The 18,157-nt window shown below is 67.6% G+C and carries 15 protein-coding genes, 1 rRNA gene, 1 pseudogene and 1 other annotated feature (1 of these 18 only partly in view); of the genes and pseudogenes, 9 read left to right on the top strand and 8 right to left on the bottom strand.

Features of this window, described 5'->3' with window-relative positions; all coding sequences use genetic code 11:
• Positions 1-168: 168 nt before the first annotated feature.
• Entirely contained in the window at positions 169-2,124 is a 1,956-nt protein-coding gene (locus tag C1926_RS17080; RefSeq protein WP_108760018.1) for a DEAD/DEAH box helicase, read from the bottom strand.
• 245 nt (positions 2,125-2,369) lie between these two features.
• Here C1926_RS17080 and C1926_RS17075 point away from each other — a divergent pair, with 245 nt between their 5' ends.
• Entirely contained in the window at positions 2,370-2,591 is a 222-nt protein-coding gene (locus C1926_RS17075) for an RNA-binding S4 domain-containing protein (protein WP_108760017.1), read from the top strand.
• A gap of 19 nt (positions 2,592-2,610) precedes the next feature.
• Here C1926_RS17075 and ubiM read toward each other — a convergent pair whose 3' ends face one another.
• The 4 genes from ubiM to C1926_RS17055 form a co-directional block, all read right to left on the bottom strand.
• A complete protein-coding gene (gene ubiM / locus C1926_RS17070) occupies positions 2,611-3,789 on the bottom strand; it encodes a 5-demethoxyubiquinol-8 5-hydroxylase UbiM (RefSeq protein ID WP_108760016.1) in 1,179 nt (392 codons plus the stop codon).
• A gap of 86 nt (positions 3,790-3,875) precedes the next feature.
• Positions 3,876-4,265, bottom strand: coding sequence for an MAPEG family protein (locus tag C1926_RS17065; protein ID WP_079221217.1), 390 nt, complete (start codon positions 4,263-4,265; stop codon positions 3,876-3,878).
• Between the two features lie 12 nt (positions 4,266-4,277).
• Positions 4,278-4,832 carry a DUF4019 domain-containing protein gene (locus C1926_RS17060; RefSeq protein WP_079221216.1) on the bottom strand — a complete coding sequence of 185 codons (555 nt, stop codon included), beginning with the start codon at positions 4,830-4,832 and terminating at the stop codon, positions 4,278-4,280.
• Positions 4,833-4,890: 58 nt separating this feature from the next.
• A complete protein-coding gene (locus tag C1926_RS17055) occupies positions 4,891-6,057 on the bottom strand; it encodes a hypothetical protein (RefSeq protein WP_079221215.1) in 1,167 nt (388 codons plus the stop codon).
• Between the two features lie 353 nt (positions 6,058-6,410).
• Here C1926_RS17055 and C1926_RS17050 point away from each other — a divergent pair, with 353 nt between their 5' ends.
• The 3 genes from C1926_RS17050 to C1926_RS17040 all read left to right on the top strand — a co-directional run bounded on the left by C1926_RS17050 (position 6,411) and on the right by C1926_RS17040 (position 9,953).
• Positions 6,411-7,889 (top strand): DNA-3-methyladenine glycosylase 2, encoded by a 1,479-nt coding sequence (locus tag C1926_RS17050; RefSeq protein WP_108760015.1) that lies wholly within the window; start codon positions 6,411-6,413, stop codon positions 7,887-7,889.
• Positions 7,886-8,377, top strand: a complete 492-nt coding sequence (locus C1926_RS17045) for a methylated-DNA--[protein]-cysteine S-methyltransferase (protein ID WP_108746268.1) — start codon at positions 7,886-7,888, stop codon at positions 8,375-8,377. Before C1926_RS17050 ends, C1926_RS17045 begins: the two co-directional genes overlap by 4 nt.
• Positions 8,378-8,708: 331 nt before the next feature.
• Positions 8,709-9,953: an ectonucleotide pyrophosphatase/phosphodiesterase gene (locus C1926_RS17040; protein ID WP_108760014.1), complete on the top strand. Its 1,245-nt coding sequence runs from the start codon at positions 8,709-8,711 to the stop codon at positions 9,951-9,953.
• A gap of 224 nt (positions 9,954-10,177) precedes the next feature.
• Here C1926_RS17040 and C1926_RS17035 read toward each other — a convergent pair whose 3' ends face one another.
• Together C1926_RS17035 and C1926_RS17030 are read right to left on the bottom strand one after the other, a co-directional pair.
• Complete coding sequence (locus tag C1926_RS17035; protein WP_079221211.1) at positions 10,178-10,357, bottom strand: 30S ribosomal protein THX; 180 nt, start codon at positions 10,355-10,357, stop codon at positions 10,178-10,180.
• A 110-nt stretch (positions 10,358-10,467) separates the two neighbouring features.
• On the bottom strand, positions 10,468-10,881 hold the full coding sequence (locus C1926_RS17030) for a MerC domain-containing protein (RefSeq protein WP_079221210.1): 414 nt from the start codon (positions 10,879-10,881) through the stop codon (positions 10,468-10,470).
• Between the two features lie 135 nt (positions 10,882-11,016).
• Between C1926_RS17030 and C1926_RS17025 the strand changes: the two genes are divergently transcribed.
• The 4 genes from C1926_RS17025 (at position 11,017) to C1926_RS17010 (ending at position 16,955) form a co-directional block, all read left to right on the top strand.
• Complete coding sequence (locus tag C1926_RS17025; protein WP_108760013.1) at positions 11,017-13,218, top strand: TonB-dependent receptor; 2,202 nt, start codon at positions 11,017-11,019, stop codon at positions 13,216-13,218.
• 302 nt (positions 13,219-13,520) lie between these two features.
• The gene (locus tag C1926_RS17020) at positions 13,521-14,087 is read left to right on the top strand and encodes a TetR/AcrR family transcriptional regulator (RefSeq protein WP_079221208.1); all 567 of its coding nucleotides are present in this window, start codon (positions 13,521-13,523) and stop codon (positions 14,085-14,087) included.
• Positions 14,087-15,760: an MFS transporter gene (locus tag C1926_RS17015; protein ID WP_108760012.1), complete on the top strand. Its 1,674-nt coding sequence runs from the start codon at positions 14,087-14,089 to the stop codon at positions 15,758-15,760. Before C1926_RS17020 ends, C1926_RS17015 begins: the two co-directional genes overlap by 1 nt.
• Before the next feature lie 10 nt (positions 15,761-15,770).
• Positions 15,771-16,955, top strand: coding sequence for an HlyD family secretion protein (locus C1926_RS17010; RefSeq protein ID WP_108760011.1), 1,185 nt, complete (start codon positions 15,771-15,773; stop codon positions 16,953-16,955).
• Positions 16,956-16,964: 9 nt separating this feature from the next.
• Here the strand turns inward: C1926_RS17010 and C1926_RS17005 are convergent.
• Positions 16,965-17,120, bottom strand: a pseudogene (locus C1926_RS17005) (integrase core domain-containing protein); the annotation flags it as partial.
• A gap of 31 nt (positions 17,121-17,151) precedes the next feature.
• On the opposite strand from C1926_RS17005, the gene rrf reads away from it, so the two are divergent.
• Positions 17,152-17,264: ribosomal RNA gene (rrf, locus tag C1926_RS17000) — 5S ribosomal RNA — on the top strand.
• A gap of 509 nt (positions 17,265-17,773) precedes the next feature.
• Positions 17,774-18,157: a sequence feature (16S ribosomal RNA rRNA prediction is too short), on the top strand; it runs 114 nt beyond the window's last position.

Below are 18,157 nucleotides of genomic sequence, written 5' to 3'. Positions count from 1 at the left end.
CAACTATGCCAGCCTATGGACGGCCATGTGTGGACGATGCGAAACCGGGCGCGACGGTCTGGGGGGGCGGGCGGGTTTGAACCGATTCACCCCCCGCTGCCGTTTCGGGCAGCGGAAACGAACAACGCCAGCCCGGAGGCTGGCGTTGTTCTGGCACATCACTGGGGATCAGTAGCTGCGCGGGCCGCGCGGCTTGAAGCCGTCACGACGCGGCGGGCGGCTGTCGCGGTCACCGCCGCGGTCGCCACCATGGCCACCCGGGCCACCCGGACCACCACGACGCGGGCCACCCGGACCACCCGGACCGCCCGGGCCACGCTTGTCGAAGCGCGGCTTGAACGGACGCGGGGCGGGGTTGGTGTCTTCACCCGGGGCCAGCGCACGCATCTGCAGCTGCTGGCCGGACACCCAGACCTTCTGCAGGTGCGACAGGACGTCAGACGGCATCTGCGCCGGCAGGTCCAGCAGCGAGAAGTCGTCGTGGATGTCGATGCGGCCGATGAAGCGGCTTTCCAGGCCGGCTTCGTTGGCGATGGCGCCGACGATGTTGGCCGGCTTCACGCCATGCTGGTGGCCCACCGAGATGCGGTAGGTCTCCATGCCCTGCTCCGGCGCACCGCGCGGCGGAACGTCACGGCGCGGGCGCTGCTCGAAGCCACCCTCGCCGTCTTCACGGCGCGGGCCACGTTCGAAGCGCGGGCCACGCTCGTTGCGGTCGAAGCGATCGCCACGCTCCGGGCGGTCGCCACGGTCGAAACGCTCGCGCGGCGCACGCTCTTCACGCGGGGCGCGCACCGGCGGCTGCAGCAGGAACGGGGTATCACCCTGCAGCATCTTGGCCAGGGCAGCAGCCACTTCGATGGCCGGCACGTTCTGCTCGGTCTCGAAGCGCTCCAGCAGCTGGCGGTAGAAGTCCAGGCCGCCGGCGCCGAGGGTTTCGGTGATGCGCGTGGTGAACTTGCTGATGCGGTTGTCGTTGACCGCTTCCACGCTCGGCAGCTGCATTTCTTCGATCGGCTGGCGGGTGGCGCGCTCGATCTGGCGCAGCATGCCCTTCTCGCGCGGGGTGGCGAACAGGATCGCCTCGCCGCTGCGGCCGGCACGGCCGGTACGGCCGATGCGGTGCACGTAGCTTTCGGTGTCGTACGGGATGTCGTAGTTCAGCACGTGGCTGATGCGCTCCACGTCCAGGCCACGGGCGGCCACGTCGGTGGCGACCAGGATGTCCAGCTTGCCTTCCTTCAGCATGGCGATGGTGCGCTCACGCTGGGCCTGCTGCATGTCACCGTTGATGGCGGCAGCGGCCAGGCCACGGGCCTGCAGCTTGCTGGCCAGTTCCTCGGTGCCGGCCTTGGTGCGCGCGAAGATGATCATCGCGTCGAACGGCTCGACTTCCAGGATGCGGGTCAGCGCGTCCAGCTTGTGCATGCCACTCACCCACCAGTAGCGCTGGCGGATGTTGGCCGAGGTGGTGGTCTTGGCCTGGATGGTGACTTCGACCGGATCCTGCAGGTAGGTCTGCGCGATGCGGCGGATCTGCGGCGGCATGGTGGCCGAGAACAGGGCCACCTGGCGCTGCTCCGGCAGCTTCTTCAGCACGGCTTCGACATCGTCGATGAAGCCCATGCGCAGCATTTCGTCGGCTTCGTCCAGCACCAGGGTCTTCAGCTCGGACAGGTCCAGGGTGCTGCGGTCCAGGTGGTCGATCACGCGGCCGGGGGTACCGACCACGATGTGCACGCCGCGGCGCAGGGCCGACAGCTGCTGGCCGTACGGCTGGCCGCCGTACACAGGCAGCACGCGGAAGCCCGGGATCTTCGACGAATACGACTGGAACGCCTCGGCGACCTGGATGGCCAGCTCGCGGGTCGGCGCCAGGACCAGGGCTTGGGGCTTGATCTGCTGCAGGTCGATGTTGGACAGTACCGGCAGTGCGAACGCTGCGGTCTTGCCGGTACCGGTCTGGGCCTGGCCCAGCACGTCGCGGCCTTCCAGCATCGCCGGGATGGTGGCAGCCTGGATCGGCGACGGGGTTTCGTAGCCGATGGCGGTGACCGCCTGCATCACGGGCTCGGACAGGCCGAGCTGCGCGAACTGCAGCTGCGCTTGGGAATCTTGGGACATGGGGAACTCCAAAGGCACGGCCATCTGCATGGCAGTGCGATAAAAAAGGGATGGTCCGCGCTTTGGGCGCCCTTCTTATCGCGTGCCCTGGCGCTGCTCGGTCGGAGGAGATTTCACTCACTCAGAGCGGAATGATACCGCACTCTTCCTGAACCATGCGTACAGGAAACCATTCGCATCCCCTTCCGGGCCGCGCTGGCGCACAATACGCGCCCTTCCCGCCCCCTCTCCAGGACACCCACACCATGCAGATCCTCGAATTCGACCTCGACGGCGACTACGTCGAGCTCAAGCAGCTGCTCAAGCTGGCCGACCTGGTCACCAGCGGCGGCGAGGCCAAGATGGTCATCAGCGAGGGCCAGGTCCTGGTCGACGGCGAAGTCGAGCTGCGCAAGGCCTGCAAGATCCGCGCAGGCCAGGTGGTTGAATTCGCCGACAGCCAGATCCGCGTGCTGGCCGCCAGCTGAGCCTGGGGGCCAGGCCCGTTCAGGCCACCCGCTGGGTCAGGTGCGAGGCGATCAGCTGCCGGAACGGCGCCACGCCCTGCGCCACCCGCAGCCCGGCCGCGCGCAGCAGGCGTGCCGGCCGGCGGTCGTCGGTGTACAGGCTGGCAATGGCGTTGGTGGCCTCGTACAGCGGCCGCGACGCCAGCCGGTGGCCGCGCTGGTAGGTGGACAGCATGCCGGCCGCGGCGATGTCCGCGCCCCGCCGCTGCTGCGCCAGGATGCCCTGCGCCAGCCGTTGTGCGCTGGCCAGGCCCAGGTTGAAGCCATGCGCGGTGACCGGGTGCATGCCCACTGCGGCATCACCGATCAGCGCACAACGCTCGCCGACAAAGCGGTGTGCGTACACCCCCACCAGCGGATAGGCCTGCGGCGTGGCCACCGGCTGCATCTGCCCCAGGCGGTGCTCGAAGCACGCGGTGATGGCCTCGCCGAAGCCCACCTGGTCCATCGCCAGCAGTTCCTCGATCTGCCGCGGCGGCAACGTGATGACCGCCGAGGCCTGGCCTTCGTTGAGCGGCAGCAGCGCCATCGTGCGGCCATAGCCGAACCACTCCCACGCAGCGTGGTGGTGATCGCGCTCGACCTGCATGCGGCAGACCAGCATCGACTTGCCGAAGTCGCGCATCTGCGCACCGATGCCGAGCATGCGGCGGGTAGTGGAAAAACGGCTGTCGGCGGCGACCAGCAGGCGGGCATGCAGCTCGCTGCCGTCATCCAGCTTGACCACGTGGCCCTGCGCGTCGGCCTGCACGGCCAGCACCTTGCGCCCATCGAACAGTTCCAGCCCGTCCTGGCCCTGCACCGCCTCCCACGCCGCGCGGCGGATCAGGTGGTTGGGCACCAGCCAGCCCAGCGGCTGGCCATCGACCTGGCCACTGGCGAAGGTCAGCGCGAACGGCGAACCGCCGTTCATCACCCGCGCATCGCGCAGCTCGGCAATCTCGGCGTCGGGCAGGCGCTGCCACAGGCCCAGCTGTTCCAGGCTCTGCCGGGAGGCATGGGTCAGGGCGATCTCGCGGCCGTCGAAGGCGGCCTGCGCCAGCGCCTGCCGCGGCTGAACCTCGACCAGCCCGACCAGCAGGCCACTGCCGGCCAGCGCACGCGCGAAGCACAGGCCCGCCGGGCCGGCACCGACCACCACTACGTCCATCCTGCGCATCCGCGCCTCCTGCCGTTGATCCAGTCGCGCCCAGCATAGCGCCAGGCGCATGACTGGCCTTGATCTGGATCAGGCCCGCGTGCGTATCACAGCAGTGCGAACACCAGCTTGAGCACCGCCACGATCGAGACCACCCAGACCAGGCTGCGCACGTAAGGCACGCCGGCGGCATACAGCGGCAGGTAGACCACGCGCGCCCAGAAATAGACCTGCGCCGCCAGCACCGTGGTATCCGTGCTGCGCCCGGCCACCACCACCGCGATCGCGGCGGCGGCGAAGAACGGGAACGTCTCGAAGAAATTGGCCTGCGCCCGCTTCAGCCTTCCCGCCAGCGGGCTCAGTGGCACGTCGGGCGCATCACGCGCCGACGCGTTCCACTTCATCCCGCGCTCGCGCGTGACCACGGCCGATGCCGCGAAGATGTGCACGAAGCCCAGCAGCATCGCCCACGCCAGCAGTGTCAGCTCGGTGGCCATCGAGGTTCTCCGTCAGGGCGCGGACGCGCGCAGGCTGTAACCGGCCAGGCGCCAGGTCTGGTCTTCGTCGAAGCGGAACGACACCAGTTCGCGCACCGGCTGCGTGCTGTTGGCGAAACGGGTCGGGAAGCTGACATTGATGTACAGCCCCTCCGGCACCGCAGCCCCGGCGGCGTACTTGACCCGGGTGATGGTGGGTTGGCCGCGTCCGTTCATCGTGCCCAGGCGCGTGCGGTCGGCCGCAAGCTGGCTGACGAAGGCCGCCTTGGGCACCGCGCGGCGGGCCACGGCGGAAGCGCCATCCCACAACTCGCCGGCACGGTTGCTGTCGACCAGTTGCGCAGCCATCAGTGCCGCAGCGCTCATGTCGGCATCCTGCTTCTGCACCTGTGCCTGCTGCGCAGCGGTGAGGACCGGCGCAGCCGTGGCCGGCTTGGCGGCTGCCGCTGCAGCAGGTGCCGGGCGCGCCGGAGCCGGCGCGGGCGTGGCCGGCGCGGGCGCCTGCGCCAGCGCGGTCATCGGCAGCAGGGACAACAGCAGGAACTTCGGCAAACGCACGCGCTTCATGGACACCGCCGGTTCTAGGGTAAGAACCGCAGTCTACTTCAGCCCGGTGAGTACGCTGTCAGCGCGCGGGTGTGCTGGCTTCCACCGTCGCGGCATCGCCCTGCGCGGCCGGTGCGGCACCCTCGCCCGCCGGCTGCTCTGCCACAGGCGGCTTCTCCGGCGGCGCCGGCGGCATCGTCGCCACGTCGATTTCCGAGAGCGGGCTTTCTTCCGGGCACACCTCATCGGGGAAACCGAAGCGCTGCTTCAGCGCCTGGCCGCAGCTGTTGATCGATTCCATGTCCGCGCCCTCGCGCTTGCACTGCTGGTCGAAGGCCACCAGGAAGGCATCCTTGCGCTGCACGAAATCATCGCCGCAGGCGCGCATCTGCTTGATCCGCTCCAGGTCGTCCTGCACCGCATTGGTACCGTCCAGCCCGTACTGGCGCAGCTCGTCGGGGGTGAGCAGGCGCAGGCTGCGGTTGGGCACGGTCATCATCAGGTCGGCCACGCCCACCGCAACGCCGTTGCGCTGCAGGTAATCCTTCACGTTGTCGTAAACCTCGTGCAGCTCGCGGTTGAGCTCGGCGCGCGAGGTGGCCTTGGAGCTGATGCGCATCATCCGGTGGATGCCGACCTTGCCCGACAGCAACCGGTTGTCGCCCGCCGCCAGCACGAACACACAGGCGCTGTGGCAGATGGAGCCCTCGCGCACCCAGATGGTCCAGCCCGACTCACCGATGCTGTCGCCGGCCACGATGGCCGATTCGACCTGGCCACCACTGGAGTCCAGATCGAGGATGCGCTTGTGGATCTTCAGCGCGTCGGCCACCACGGCCAGCCGCCACATCATTTCGGCGAAACCGGGGTTGATCTTGCCCTGGTAGCGCACGCGCAGCAGCCCGCGCTCGACGCAGGGCTGCAGGGCCTGCTGGACCTGCTCGCGCTGCAGGCCTTCCAGTTCGATGCCATCACCGCCGTCAGCGGCATAGTCGGTGCCACAGCTGACCCAGGCCTTGCCGTTCTCCAGCTGCGCCTGCGGCCACGGCCGATCGGCACGGCTGCGTGGCGGCGCCACCGGCGGCGGCGGTGCATCGGCCGCATTGATGGAGACCATGTTCTCGCCATCACTGGCCGGCGCCCGCGTCGCCTTGTCAGCGGCGGTCACGTTGCCAGGGTTCTCCAGCTGGCTGCAGCCCGCCAGGGCCAGGCACAACAGGGGCAACCAGCGGAATCTGACGGACATCGGGCAACCGGTTTTCATGGAAAGGAGGCCCCCAGTCTACCCGTCCCCGGTGCGTATTCAGCGCGCGCCACTGAACCCCCTCTGACCCTGGGGAAAGCGTGTCGACCAAGGTCGACACCTACCGACAGCAGAAGCGTGCCGACCAACGGTCGGCACCCACCAACTGCAGAGCAGAAGCGTGTCGACCAACGGTCCTGCCAGCCCACACCGCCCCGCCATCCCACGGATAGCCAGCTGTTGACTTGGACGTTGACGCTGCGGGTGCAGGGCTGCAAGCCCTGCCAACAACCCCCTCCAACATCCATGTCCGAATCCGGCGAGTATCTGCCCCCGCCCCGCCCTAGACTGGCGCCATGGACACCGCCCCCACCCTCGACCCCGCCGCCTGCGACCGTGCCCGTCTGGCCCGTGACGCGCGCTTCGACGGTGTGTTCTTCACCGCCGTGCGCAGCACCGGCATCTATTGCCGCCCGGTCTGCCCCGCCCCGCCGCCGAAGCCGCGCAACATCACCTACTACCCCACGGCCGCTGCCGCCGCCGCCGCGGGCTACCGGCCGTGCCTGCGCTGCCGCCCGGAGCTGGCACCGCAGGCGCAGCAGGCGCTGGCCGGGCAGACCGTGCAGCGCGCGCTGGCGCTCATCCACGCCGGCTACCTGCAGGAACAGGCCGTGGCCGAACTGGCCGCGAAGCTCGGCCTGAGCGCACGCCAGCTGCAACGCCTGTTCGTGGACCACCTGGGCGCCACGCCGGGGCAGATCCATGCCACCCATCGCCTGCTGCTGGCCAAGCAGCTGCTGACCGAAACCACCCTGCCGGTGACCGACGTTGCGCTGGCCGCCGGCTACAACAGCCTGCGCCGCTTCAACACCGCCTTCCTGCAGGGCTGCGGCATGGCGCCGACCGCGCTGCGCCGCCAGCATGCTCCGTCGGCAGCCGATGACGGCAGCCTGGTGCTGCGCCTGGGCTACCGCCCGCCGCTGGATTTCCCGCGCATGCTCGCCTTCCTGCGCAAGCGCAGCCTGCCGGGCATCGAACTGATCGGCGAAGACAGCTACCAGCGGGTGCTGGGCACGCCCGAGCGCCCCACCCTGCTGCGGGTCACCGCGGACCCGAAGCGTCCCGAACTGCGCCTGCAGCTGGGCGCGGTCGATCCACGGCTGATTCCGGACATCGTGCGCCGCGTGCGCCGCGTGTTCGATCTGGATGCGGACCTGCAGCAGGTGCACGCTGCACTGGCCGAAGAGCCGCTGCTGGCTCGCGGCATCGCCGAACGGCCAGGCCTGCGCGTGCCGGGCGGCTGGGATGGTTTTGAAGTGGCCGTGCGCGCAGTGCTGGGCCAGCAGGTGACCGTCGCCGCTGCCACCACCTTCGCGCGCCGCCTGGTGGATGCGTGGGGTGCGCACCTGCCGGGCATGCCGGCCGAGTTCGACCGCCAGTTCCCGGCACCGGAGGTACTGGCCGACGCGCCGCTGGAATCCATCGGCCTGCCGCGCACCCGTGCAGCCACCGTGCGTGCCCTGGCCGCGGCGTGCGCCAGCGGCGAACTGGACTTCGGCCCGGGCCAGGCCCTGGACGATTTCGTCGCCCGCTGCGTGGCCCTGCCCGGCATCGGCCCGTGGACGGCGCAGTACATCGCGCTGCGCGGGCTGGGCCAGCCCGATGCGTTCCCCGCCGGCGATCTGGTGCTGCAGCAGGTACTGGGCCACGCCCAGGGCCAGCGCCTGAGCGAACGTGCCACCGAGGCGCGCTCGCAGCCATGGCGCCCCTGGCGGGCCTATGCAGTGCTGCACCTGTGGCATCTGTCCGGCACCTTTGTTGGAGAACCGACATGACCTTGTTGTTCGATCGTTTCGACAGCCCTATCGGCGAGCTGACCATCGCCGGTGACGAGCATGGCCTGGCCCATGTGCTGTTCCCTGAAAACCGCCATCCGGCACGTGGCCGTGGCGACTGGCGGTACGCACCGGGCGCGTTGCCGGAGGCACGCGCGCAGCTGCTGCAGTTCCTGCACGGCGAGCGCAGCACGTTCGATCTGCAGCTGGCGCCGCACGGCACGCCGTTCCAGCTGCGGGTGTGGCATGCGCTGGCGCTGATCCCGTTCGGGCAGACCTGGAGCTACCTGCAGCTGGCGCAGCATCTGGGCCAGCCGACGGCGACGCGTGCGGTGGGCGCGGCGAATGGGCGCAATCCGTTGCCGATCATCCTGCCGTGCCATCGCGTGATTGGCAGCAACGGCGCGCTGACCGGGTTTGGCGGCGGGCTGGAAACCAAGGCTGCACTGTTGCGGCTGGAGCAGCGGCAGGCACCGCTGTTTGCCTGAGGGGTTGGTTTTCCGGCAGGGCTGCGCCCTGCACCCGCCGAGGCGAAAGCACAAGCAACTGCAACAGCAACAGCGGGCATTCCTTGGGATGGCGGGGCACTGTGGGTTTGCGGGGACGCCGTAAACCCGTCCATGGGGGCTTGGTCGCCGCATCCATGCGGCTCACACCCCGCAAACCCACAGTGCCCCGCCTTCGACAGGTTCACGCGGCTGTTGGTAGGTGTCGACCTTGGTCGACACGCTGTGTCCGTACACGGAAGGATGCGTGGACACGGCGCGCTTTCGCGCGCCGTGTCTTGGGTGCGTCATTGCTGCGGCTTATGATTGCGGGATGACTTCCGTACGCCTGACCTGCTCGCTGGCATTGCTGCTGCCCCTGGCGGCCTGCACGACCACGCCTTCTTCGTCCGCGCCGGTCGCGCGCGCCGACGCGCCGCCGCCGAAACTGCTGCTGGTTTCCATCGATGGCCTGCGCGCCGATGCGCTGGACCGGGGGATCACCCCGAACCTGCAGCGCATCATCGATACCGGCGTGCGTGCGCGCTGGATGACCCCGTCCTATCCGTCGCTCACCTTCCCCAACCACTACACCATCGTCACCGGCCTGCGCCCGGACCACCACGGCATCGTCAACAACAGCATGGACGATGCACAGCTCGGCCGCTTCAGCCTGGGCGACCGCGATGCGGTGACCAACAGCGCCTGGTGGGGCGGCGAACCGATCTGGGTCGGCGCCGAGAAAGTGGGCGTGCGTACCGCGACCACGTCGTGGCCGGGCAGCGAGGCCGAGATCGATGGCACCCGCCCCAGCCAGTGGCAGGTCTACAACAGCAAGGAACCGCTGCAGCAGCGCGCGCGCACCGTGCTGGAATGGCTGGCGCAGACCGATGCCGATGCGCCGCGGCTGACCACGCTGTACATGGAAAACGTCGACAAGGCTGGCCACAACCATGGCCCCGATTCGACCGAGTACCGCGATGCGATCATGCAGGCCGACCAGATCATCGGCCAGGTGCTTGATGGCCTGGATGCCGGCGGGCTGGCAGCCAGCACCAACGTCATCGTGGTCTCCGACCACGGCATGGCCGGTGTGGCCGAAGGCCATGTGGTGTCCACCGAATCGATGGTCGATCCCTCCATCGCGCGCAATGTCAGCCAGGGCCAGTCGGTCGGTTTCGCGCCGGTGGCCGGCCGCGAGGCACAGGCCGAGCGCGCCCTGCTGGGCCGCCACGCGCACTACGAATGCTGGAAGAAGGAATCGCTGCCGGCACGCTGGCAGTACGGTTCGCACCCGCGCGTGCCGCCCATCGTCTGCCAGATCGATGAAGGCTGGGACGCACTGCACGCCGAGCGGATCGCCAAGCGCGACCACCAGGATCGTGGTTCGCACGGCTATGACAATGCCCTGCCGTCGATGCGCGCGGTGTTCGTGGCGCGCGGCCCCTCGTTCCAGCAGGGGCTGGTGATCGATGGCTTCGACAACGTCGATGTCTACCCGCTGCTGGCCCATCTGCTGCAGGTGCCGGCCGCGCCCAACGATGGCAACGCCGAAACGTTGCAGAAGGCGCTGCGTTGAACCACAACGGCCGCCGGGCATGGCCCGGCGCTACTGCGGTGGGTGGCCGCCGGGCATGGCCCGGCGCTACTGCGGTGGGTGGCCGCCGGGCATGGCCCGGCGCTACCGGCAGGCCCGAAGGTAGCGCCGGGCCATGCCCGGCGAGCGCAGCGGCACCGATGCCGGGCACAAAAAAAACGCGGCGCCAGGCGCCGCGTTTTTCTTTGGACCTCTACCCGGCCGGATCAGGCCTTGGCAGCAGCCTTCTTCGCCACGGCCTTCTTGGCCGGAGCCTTGGCCACGGTCTTCTTGGCAACCGGGGCACCGGCGCCTACAGCGACCTTGCTCGCGGTGTGCGAACGGGCGTTGCCGTAGCTGGCGTTGTAGCGCTTGCCCTTGGCGGTCTTGCGGTCACCCTTACCCATGTCTTCAACTCCTAAAGTGTGAAATCTGGTTACCCCGTGCTGACACGGGTTCGGCGGGGCCGTCTTGCTGGACGCCCCCGCGCACGATCGGAAAGCCTAACACGACGCGCCTAGTGCGCGCAGCTGGCGTCATGGACGTGGACGTGGTTCAGCCGCAGGTTGACCAGGTGGGCCACGCCCACCAGCAGGCCGCCGAGGGTCATCACCACCGCGTGCGGCACCGCATTGTGATGCAGCGCGTCGACCAGCACGCCCGCCCACAGGGCGACCAGGCCCGGCAGCAGGAAGCCCAGCGCGCGCAGCGCGCCATGGCGGCGGTAGCCCATGACCAGGCTGAACAGCCCGAGCAGGGTGACGAACACCACCAGGGTCATTTCCACCCCGTCGCTCAGCCAGAACGAAAGGCCCAGCGAGGGGGCGATCGCCAGCAGCACCGGGATCACCGCGCAGTGCACGGCGCACAGCATCGAACCAGTGGCGCCGAAGCGGTCGAGCAGGCGGCGGAAGGAGGAGGACAGGGACATGACTTCCAGCAGGGTCGGCGAATCGTTATGGAATAATATAACATCCGTCCCCGACCCGCACGGTTTCCCTCCCCCTGTCCCACGACGGGATACGTGCGCCACCCAATTGATACAATGTAACAAAGGAAGCACCGGATGCCCTCTCACGCCCCTCGTTTCAAGCCACATTCGCTGGCCATCGCCCTCGCCGCCCTGCTGCCGTCGGCCGCGTTTGCCGCCGCCGACCAGGACACCCATCGTGACCGCCACCTGACCGAGCTGTCGTCGGTGCAGGTCACCGCCTCCCCGCTGCAGGGCGATGCCGAGTCACTGGCGCGCCCGGTGGACGTGCTGGCCGGCGAGCGCCTGGACGAGCAGAAGGCCGGCACCCTGGGTGACACCGTGGCCAAGCTGCCCGGCGTGCAGAGCACCTTCTTCGGCCCCGGCGTCGGCCGCCCCATCATCCGCGGCCAGGAAGGCCCGCGCGTGGCCGTGCTGTCCAACGGCATGGGCAACATGGATGCCTCCACCGTCAGCGCCGACCACGCCACCAGCATCGAGCCGTTCCTGGCTGACCAGATCGAAGTGCTGAAGGGCCCGGCCACGCTGCTGTTCGGCAGCGGCGCCATCGGCGGCGCGGTGAACGTGGTCGACGGCCGCATCGCCCGCGAACTGCCGGACCGCCCGCTGAGCGGCCGCGCCGAACTGCGCGGCAACTCGGTCAACGACGAGCGCAGCGGCATGTTCCGCCTCGACGGTGTCAGCGGAAATGTCGTGCTGCACGTCGATGGCCTGGTGCGCAACGGCGATGACTACCGCATCCCCGGCTACGCGGTGATCGACAGCCTGGAAGACCACCACGAAGACCATGACCACGACCACGCGGGCGAAGAAGGCGAAGAGCCGCGCCGCGGCCGCCTGGACAACAGTTCCATCCGCACCCGGGCCGGCGGCGTCGGTGCCACCTGGCTGGGCGAAGGCGGTTACTTCGGCGTGTCGGCCAGCACCTACCGCACCAACTACGGCATCCCCAACGGCGCCCACGTGCATGCCGATGGCGATGACCACGACCATGACCACGACCATGGCGACGAGGAGGAGGAAGGCGACGAGCACGACGTCCGCATCGACATGGTGCAGAACCGCTTCGAGACCAAGGCCGGCATCTACAACCCGGTGTCGTTCCTGAAGAACGTCAACGCGCGCGTGGCCTACACCGATTACGAGCACGTGGAACTGGAGGCCGGCACGCCGTCCACCCGCTTCACCAACCGTGGCATCGAGACGCGCGTGGAAGCCGTGCAGCAGCAGATCGGCGGCTGGGACGGCGCCTTCGGCCTGCAGTTCGGCAACAGCGATTTCGGCGCCAAGGGTGAAGAAGCCTTCGTGCCGGACACCAACACGAAGAACGTCGGCCTGTTCGTGCTGCAGGAAAAGCAGTTCGGCCCGTTCAAGCTGGAACTGGGTGGCCGCCACGACCAGGTCAAGCTGGACCCGACCGGTGACTACCGCCGCCGCAAGTTCGACGCCACCAACCTGTCCGCCGCCGGTATCTGGAAGCTCAACGATGCGGTCGACCTGCGCATCGGCGTGGACAGCTCCGAGCGAGCGCCGACCAACGAAGAACTGTATGCCGCCGGTGCGCACATCGCGACCCGTTCGCTGGAGATCGGCGACGCAGACCTGAAGACCGAGCGCGGCCAGCGTGTCGAGCTGGGCATCCACACCCACAGCGAACGCCTGGACTTCTCTGCGGCGATCTACCAGACGAAGTTCAAGGACTTCATCTACCTGGCCGACACCGGCATCACCGAAGGCCTGCCGGTGCGCACCTGGACGCAGCAGGATGCGGTGTTCAAGGGTGCCGAGGCCGAGGCGCTGGTGCACCTGTTTGAAGGCAACGCCGGTGACTGGGACCTGCGCGTGTTCGGTGACTACGTGCAGGCCAAGCTGGACGGCAACGGCAGCCGTACGCTGGATATCGCCGTGCCGCATGGCGACCACAACCACAACTACAGCGTGGACCTGGCCAACACCGGCTACCTGCCGCGCATCGCCCCGGCCCGCGTCGGCGCCGACCTGCGCTGGGCGAAGGACGGCTGGCGCGCGTCGGTTGGCGCGGTGCGTTACAGCCGGCAGAAGGACGTGGCCCAGAACGAGGAGCCGAGCAACGGCTACACCCTGGTCGATGCGCACTTCGCCTACCGCTGGGACCGCAGCGACAGCAACAGCTACGAGGTGTTCCTGGATGGCAGCAACCTGACCAACCGCGAAGTGCGTCCGCATACCTCGCTGCTGCGTGACTACTCGCCGCTGCCGGGCCGTGGTGTCGCCTTCGGCATCCGCGCGTACTTCTGATCGCGCCATGAGGGGTCGGATCCCTTTCCACAGGAAAGGGCTCTGACCCCACCCAACCATTTGAACCACCGCGGGGTCGGATCCCTTTCCACAGGAAAGGGCTCTGACCCCAGCCAACCATTTCCTGGCGACGTTCATCGCCGTTCTCTCCCGGGGGCCTCCATGGCCCCCGTTTTTTATGCGCGCGCTCCCGGCACCACGATCTTCACGCCACATTTACAAAGATGTGCGTAGAGCAACAAACGGACAATCCCGTCACTCAACGTCTCGCCAACCGGACATATTTGTCCGATACTGAAGCCATGACCACCCAACGTGCTGATGCTGCTGCCCGCCGTGCCCTCATCCTCGATGCCGCCGACCATGTGTTCGGCCAACACGGCGTTACCGCGCCACTGGACCTGGTGGTTGAACGCGCCCAGGTGGGCCGCGCGACCCTGTACCGCAACTTCCCCGACCGCACCGCCCTGATCCAGGCGCTGCTGCAGCGGACCGTTGACCGCATCCGCCGCCAGGTGGAACAACTGGGCGACCGCGATGACGCCCTGTTCGAGGTCTTTGAAGGCATGGCCCAGCGCATCATCGACTCGCCGGCGCTGGCCGATTACTGGCGCGCGGTGGATTCGGACGTGGCGGCCATGCGCATCGCCCGCGAAACGGTGCGCGACCTGCTGGAAGCCCCCATCGCCCGCGCAAAGGCCGCCGGCTTGTGCCGGCCCGACCTGGAAAAGACGGATATTTCACTGATCTCGGGCATGCTGGGCGCGGCCCTGCGTGGCAAGACCCGCGAGGAGCGCGCCCACCTGGCCGGGCGCGCCCTGCAACTGCTGCGCGGCGGCCTCCAGGGAGCAGCCAACCAGGGGCGCTGATGGTCCAGCCGTATCTCAAGCCGGTTCCGGACTGGGAGGAGCACGAGAAGCCGACCATGCCTGGTTCGGCCTCGATGCCCTGGCATCCTCCGTACCGCCGCGCGGCCTATGCGCTGGTGTCACTGCTGGTGGCCATCACCGGTGGCCTGGGCAATGCGCTGGTCACCGCCAACCTGCCCTTCCTGCAGGGCCAGCTCGCGCTGACGCCCACCCAGGGCAGCTGGCTGGTGGCCGCCTACGCCATGGTCAATGTCACCGCCAACCTGCTGGCCTTCAAGTTCCGCCAGCAGTACGGCATCCGCCTGTTCGCCGAGATCGGCCTGGGCCTGTATGCGGCACTGGCGGTGCTGCACCTGTTCGTGGGCAGTTTCGAAACCACGATGCTGACCCGCGCCGCCAGCGGCTTCGCCGGTGCGGCCTGCTCGACGCTGGGCACGCTGTACATGCTGCAGGCGCTGCCGCGGCGCTTCACCGGCAACCTGCTGGTGATCGGCGTGGGCCTGTCGCAGCTGGCGGTGCCGATCGCCTGGATCGTCTCGCCGGCGCTGGTCGATACCGGCCAATGGCACCAGTTGTATTCGTTCGAGGCGGGCCTGGCGCTGTGCGCATTCGCCGCCGTGGTGCTGCTGAAGCTGCCGCCGGGCGTGCAGATCAAGGCCTTCGAGCCGCTGGATTTCCTCACCTTCGCCCTGCTGGCACCGGCCGTTGCGCTGCTGGTGGTGGTGCTGGCGCAGGGCTACACGCGCTGGTGGTTGAACACGCCGTGGCTGGGCTGGGCGCTGGTGGCCTCGATCGCGCTGGCCACCACGGCACTGGTCATCGAACACTACCGGCGCAATCCGCTGCTGCAGATCCGCTGGCTGTCGACGTTGCCGGTGCTGCATTTCATCGTCGGCGCGTTCCTGCTGCGCTTCCTCACCACCGAACAGTCCTACGGCGTGGTCAACCTGATGCGCACCCTGGGCATGGGCCCGGACCAGATGCGGCCGCTGTTCGTGGTGATCCTGGCCGGGGTGATCGTCGGCATCGCCGGTGCCTCGCTCACCTTCGGGCCGAAGCGGCTGATCGCACAGCTGCTGATGGCCATCCTGCTGCTGGGCACCGCCGCGTTCTTCGACCAGAGCCGTACCAGCCTGGACCGGCCGCACGACTTCTACATCAGCCAGTTCCTGGCCTCGGTCGGTGCCGGCATGTTCATGGGCCCGCTGATCATGCTCGGCATCTCCGCCGCGCTGAAGCAGGGCGTGGACCACATGATCACCTTCCTGGTCACGCTGTCGATCACCCAGACCCTGGGTGGCCTGGCCGGTTCGGCCGTGCTGGGGACGTTCCAGCTGCATCGCGAGCAGCTCTATTCCAGCGCCATCACCAGCCAGCTCGACCCCGCCGACCCGGTGGTCGCGCAGCGCCTGCGCATCCAGCAGCAGATCTACGCCGCGCAGATCACCGATCCGGTGCTGCGCAGCGCACAGGGCACTGCGCAGCTGGCGCAGACCGCGCGCCGCGAAGCCAACGTGCGCGGCTTCAATGATGTGTTCACCCTGAGCGGTTGGCTGGCGATCGGCTTCCTGTGCTGGTTGCTGCTGCTGTCGCTGCGTACCGCCATCCTCAAGCAATGGCACAAGCGCCACCCGTCACCGCCCGTTGCGGCCCACGCCGCCCCGCCCCACTGAGTCCGCCGCCATGTCCCCGCTACCGCCCCGCTCCGACAGCGACGCCCCCGACAATGTCAGCCCGCCACCGCCGACCGACGCGGCACCGGCGCCCACGCCCGCCGCACCGGCGGCGGCACCGAAGTACCTCAAGCCCAGCGCGCGCAGCGTGGTGGTGATGGTGGTGGTGGCACTGCTGGGCATCGCGCTGATCCTGCGCGCCTGGAGCCTGTGGCCGTTCACCAGCAGCGTGATGGTCACCGACAACGCCTATGTGCGCGGGCAGATCACGGTGATGGCGCCGCAGGTGGCCGGCTATGTCACCGAGGTGCTGGTGAAGGACTTCCAGCACGTGAAGAAGGGCGAGCCGCTGCTGCGCATCGACGACCGCATCTACGCGCAGAAGGTGGCGCAGGCCGAAGCGGCGCTGGACAGCGCGCGCGCGGCACTTGCCAACTCGGACCAGTCGCAGGCGCAGAACCGCGCGCAGATCGCCTCGGCGCGCGCCACCCTGTCGTCCGGCCAGGCCGAGCTGCAGCGCTCGCGCAACGAGGCCAAGCGTTACGAAGAGCTGGCGGCGCAGCAGCTGGTCTCGATCAACGACCGCGACAAGTTCCGCACCACCCAGGCCTCGGCACAGGCCAGCGTGCAGCAGTCGCAGGCACAGATCCGCATCGCCGAAGAGACGCTGGTATCGACCCAGGTCGCGCGCAAGAGTCTTGAAGCGCAGGTCGAGAGCGCGCAGGCGCAGCTTGAACTGGCACGCATCGACCTGGCCAACACGGTCATCCACGCCCCGCGCGACGGGCAGATCAGCGAGGCCAGCGTGCGCGTCGGCCAGTACGTGGCGGCCGGCTCGCAACTGCTGTTCCTGGTGCCGGAGGCGCTGTGGGTGGTGGCCAATTTCAAGGAAGGCCAGACCTGGCAGATGCGTATCGGCCAGCCGGTGACGTTCTCGGTGGATGCGTTCAAGGGCCAGCGCCTGCGCGGGCACGTGGAGCAGATCGCGCCGGCCACCGGTTCGGAGTTCAGCGTGCTGCGCCCGGACAATGCGAGCGGCAACTTCACCAAGGTGGTGCAGCGGTTGCCGATCAGGATTTCGATTGATCCGGGGCAGGAACTGGCGGCGCGGCTGCGGCCGGGGATGTCGGTGATCGCGCGGGTGGATACCGCGGCGGAGCCTGCGCCTGCGGCGGCACCAGCACCGGAACGGTAGAGTCGACTGTTAGTTGTGTAAACCCACCACGTTGTTCAGCGGCACTCTGGAGATAGGTGGCTGGCCACCAATGGCCATATGGGGACGGTGCCAGTTGTAGTGGTGCAGCCATTGGTTCAACACGGAATTGCGCTGGTCCGAGGATGCGTACTCGCAGGCGTAACTCGCAGGCGTAACCAAAAGCCTCCCTGGTGAAATTAGCAATTAGCGCTGTGGAACCACCCGATCCCATCCCGAACTCGGAAGTGAAACGCAGCTGCGCCGATGGTAGTGTGGCTCAAGCCATGCGAGAGTAGGTCATCGCCAGGGTTTATACCCAAAAACCCCGCTGCATGCGCAGCGGGGTTTTCCTTTTTTTGCAGGCACCTGGTTTTGACCTGGACTTGCAGCAACAACTTCACGAAGAGCTTCAAGTTCCTCAAACAAGTTGTTGACAAAGCTGAAAGGCCTGCCATAATAGGCGGCTCGCAACGACGAAAGGCCTTCGGGTCCAACGACGAAGCAGCATCGGCAACAACGTCCACTCCGGTGAGACGGCCTTGAAAAAAGGTGTTGACGAAGCGGAAAAGCCGGCTATAATGGGCGGCTCGCTACGAAGGAAACTTCGCAGCACACGGGAACGGCGCTGAGGCCACTTCCCAAGATCTTTGAAAGTATGCGCAGGTATCTTGTGAAGGCGCCTGCAGGAAGGATGATTGTCCATCTTGCAGACGTTTGATCAAGCAACTATTAATTGTTTTAAAGCAAGCGATACGTTGCCAGCATCAATCATCTGCAGCTTTAAATTTTGATCTTCGGATCATGTAGTTTTAAGTGAAGAGTTTGATCCTGGCTCAGAGTGAACGCTGGCGGTAGGCCTAACACATGCAAGTCGAACGGCAGCACAGTAAGAGCTTGCTCTTATGGGTGGCGAGTGGCGGACGGGTGAGGAATACATCGGAATCTACTTTTTCGTGGGGGATAACGTAGGGAAACTTACGCTAATACCGCATACGACCTACGGGTGAAAGCAGGGGACCTTCGGGCCTTGCGCGATTGAATGAGCCGATGTCGGATTAGCTAGTTGGCGGGGTAAAGGCCCACCAAGGCGACGATCCGTAGCTGGTCTGAGAGGATGATCAGCCACACTGGAACTGAGACACGGTCCAGACTCCTACGGGAGGCAGCAGTGGGGAATATTGGACAATGGGCGCAAGCCTGAT

The sequence above is a fragment of the Stenotrophomonas sp. ZAC14A_NAIMI4_1 genome (assembly GCF_003086915.1).
Lineage (GTDB): Bacteria > Pseudomonadota > Gammaproteobacteria > Xanthomonadales > Xanthomonadaceae > Stenotrophomonas.
Note: the sequence above shows the minus strand (reverse complement) of the source record. Positions and strands in the feature narration are given on the sequence as shown.

Bases quoted from the DNA above. Each gene is read 5' to 3' on its own strand.
- C1926_RS17080 (WP_108760018.1), bottom strand. From the start codon at position 2,124: ATGTCCCAAGATTCCCAAGCGCAGCTGCAGTTCGCGCAGCTCGGCCTG.
- C1926_RS17075 (WP_108760017.1), top strand. From the start codon at position 2,370: ATGCAGATCCTCGAATTCGACCTCGACGGCGACTACGTCGAGCTCAAG.
- ubiM (WP_108760016.1), bottom strand. From the start codon at position 3,789: ATGCGCAGGATGGACGTAGTGGTGGTCGGTGCCGGCCCGGCGGGCCTG.
- C1926_RS17065 (WP_079221217.1), bottom strand. From the start codon at position 4,265: ATGGCCACCGAGCTGACACTGCTGGCGTGGGCGATGCTGCTGGGCTTC.
- C1926_RS17060 (WP_079221216.1), bottom strand. From the start codon at position 4,832: ATGAAGCGCGTGCGTTTGCCGAAGTTCCTGCTGTTGTCCCTGCTGCCG.
- C1926_RS17055 (WP_079221215.1), bottom strand. From the start codon at position 6,057: ATGTCCGTCAGATTCCGCTGGTTGCCCCTGTTGTGCCTGGCCCTGGCG.
- C1926_RS17050 (WP_108760015.1), top strand. From the start codon at position 6,411: ATGGACACCGCCCCCACCCTCGACCCCGCCGCCTGCGACCGTGCCCGT.
- C1926_RS17045 (WP_108746268.1), top strand. From the start codon at position 7,886: ATGACCTTGTTGTTCGATCGTTTCGACAGCCCTATCGGCGAGCTGACC.
- C1926_RS17040 (WP_108760014.1), top strand. From the start codon at position 8,709: ATGACTTCCGTACGCCTGACCTGCTCGCTGGCATTGCTGCTGCCCCTG.
- C1926_RS17035 (WP_079221211.1), bottom strand. From the start codon at position 10,357: ATGGGTAAGGGTGACCGCAAGACCGCCAAGGGCAAGCGCTACAACGCC.
- C1926_RS17030 (WP_079221210.1), bottom strand. From the start codon at position 10,881: ATGTCCCTGTCCTCCTCCTTCCGCCGCCTGCTCGACCGCTTCGGCGCC.
- C1926_RS17025 (WP_108760013.1), top strand. From the start codon at position 11,017: ATGCCCTCTCACGCCCCTCGTTTCAAGCCACATTCGCTGGCCATCGCC.
- C1926_RS17020 (WP_079221208.1), top strand. From the start codon at position 13,521: ATGACCACCCAACGTGCTGATGCTGCTGCCCGCCGTGCCCTCATCCTC.
- C1926_RS17015 (WP_108760012.1), top strand. From the start codon at position 14,087: ATGGTCCAGCCGTATCTCAAGCCGGTTCCGGACTGGGAGGAGCACGAG.
- C1926_RS17010 (WP_108760011.1), top strand. From the start codon at position 15,771: ATGTCCCCGCTACCGCCCCGCTCCGACAGCGACGCCCCCGACAATGTC.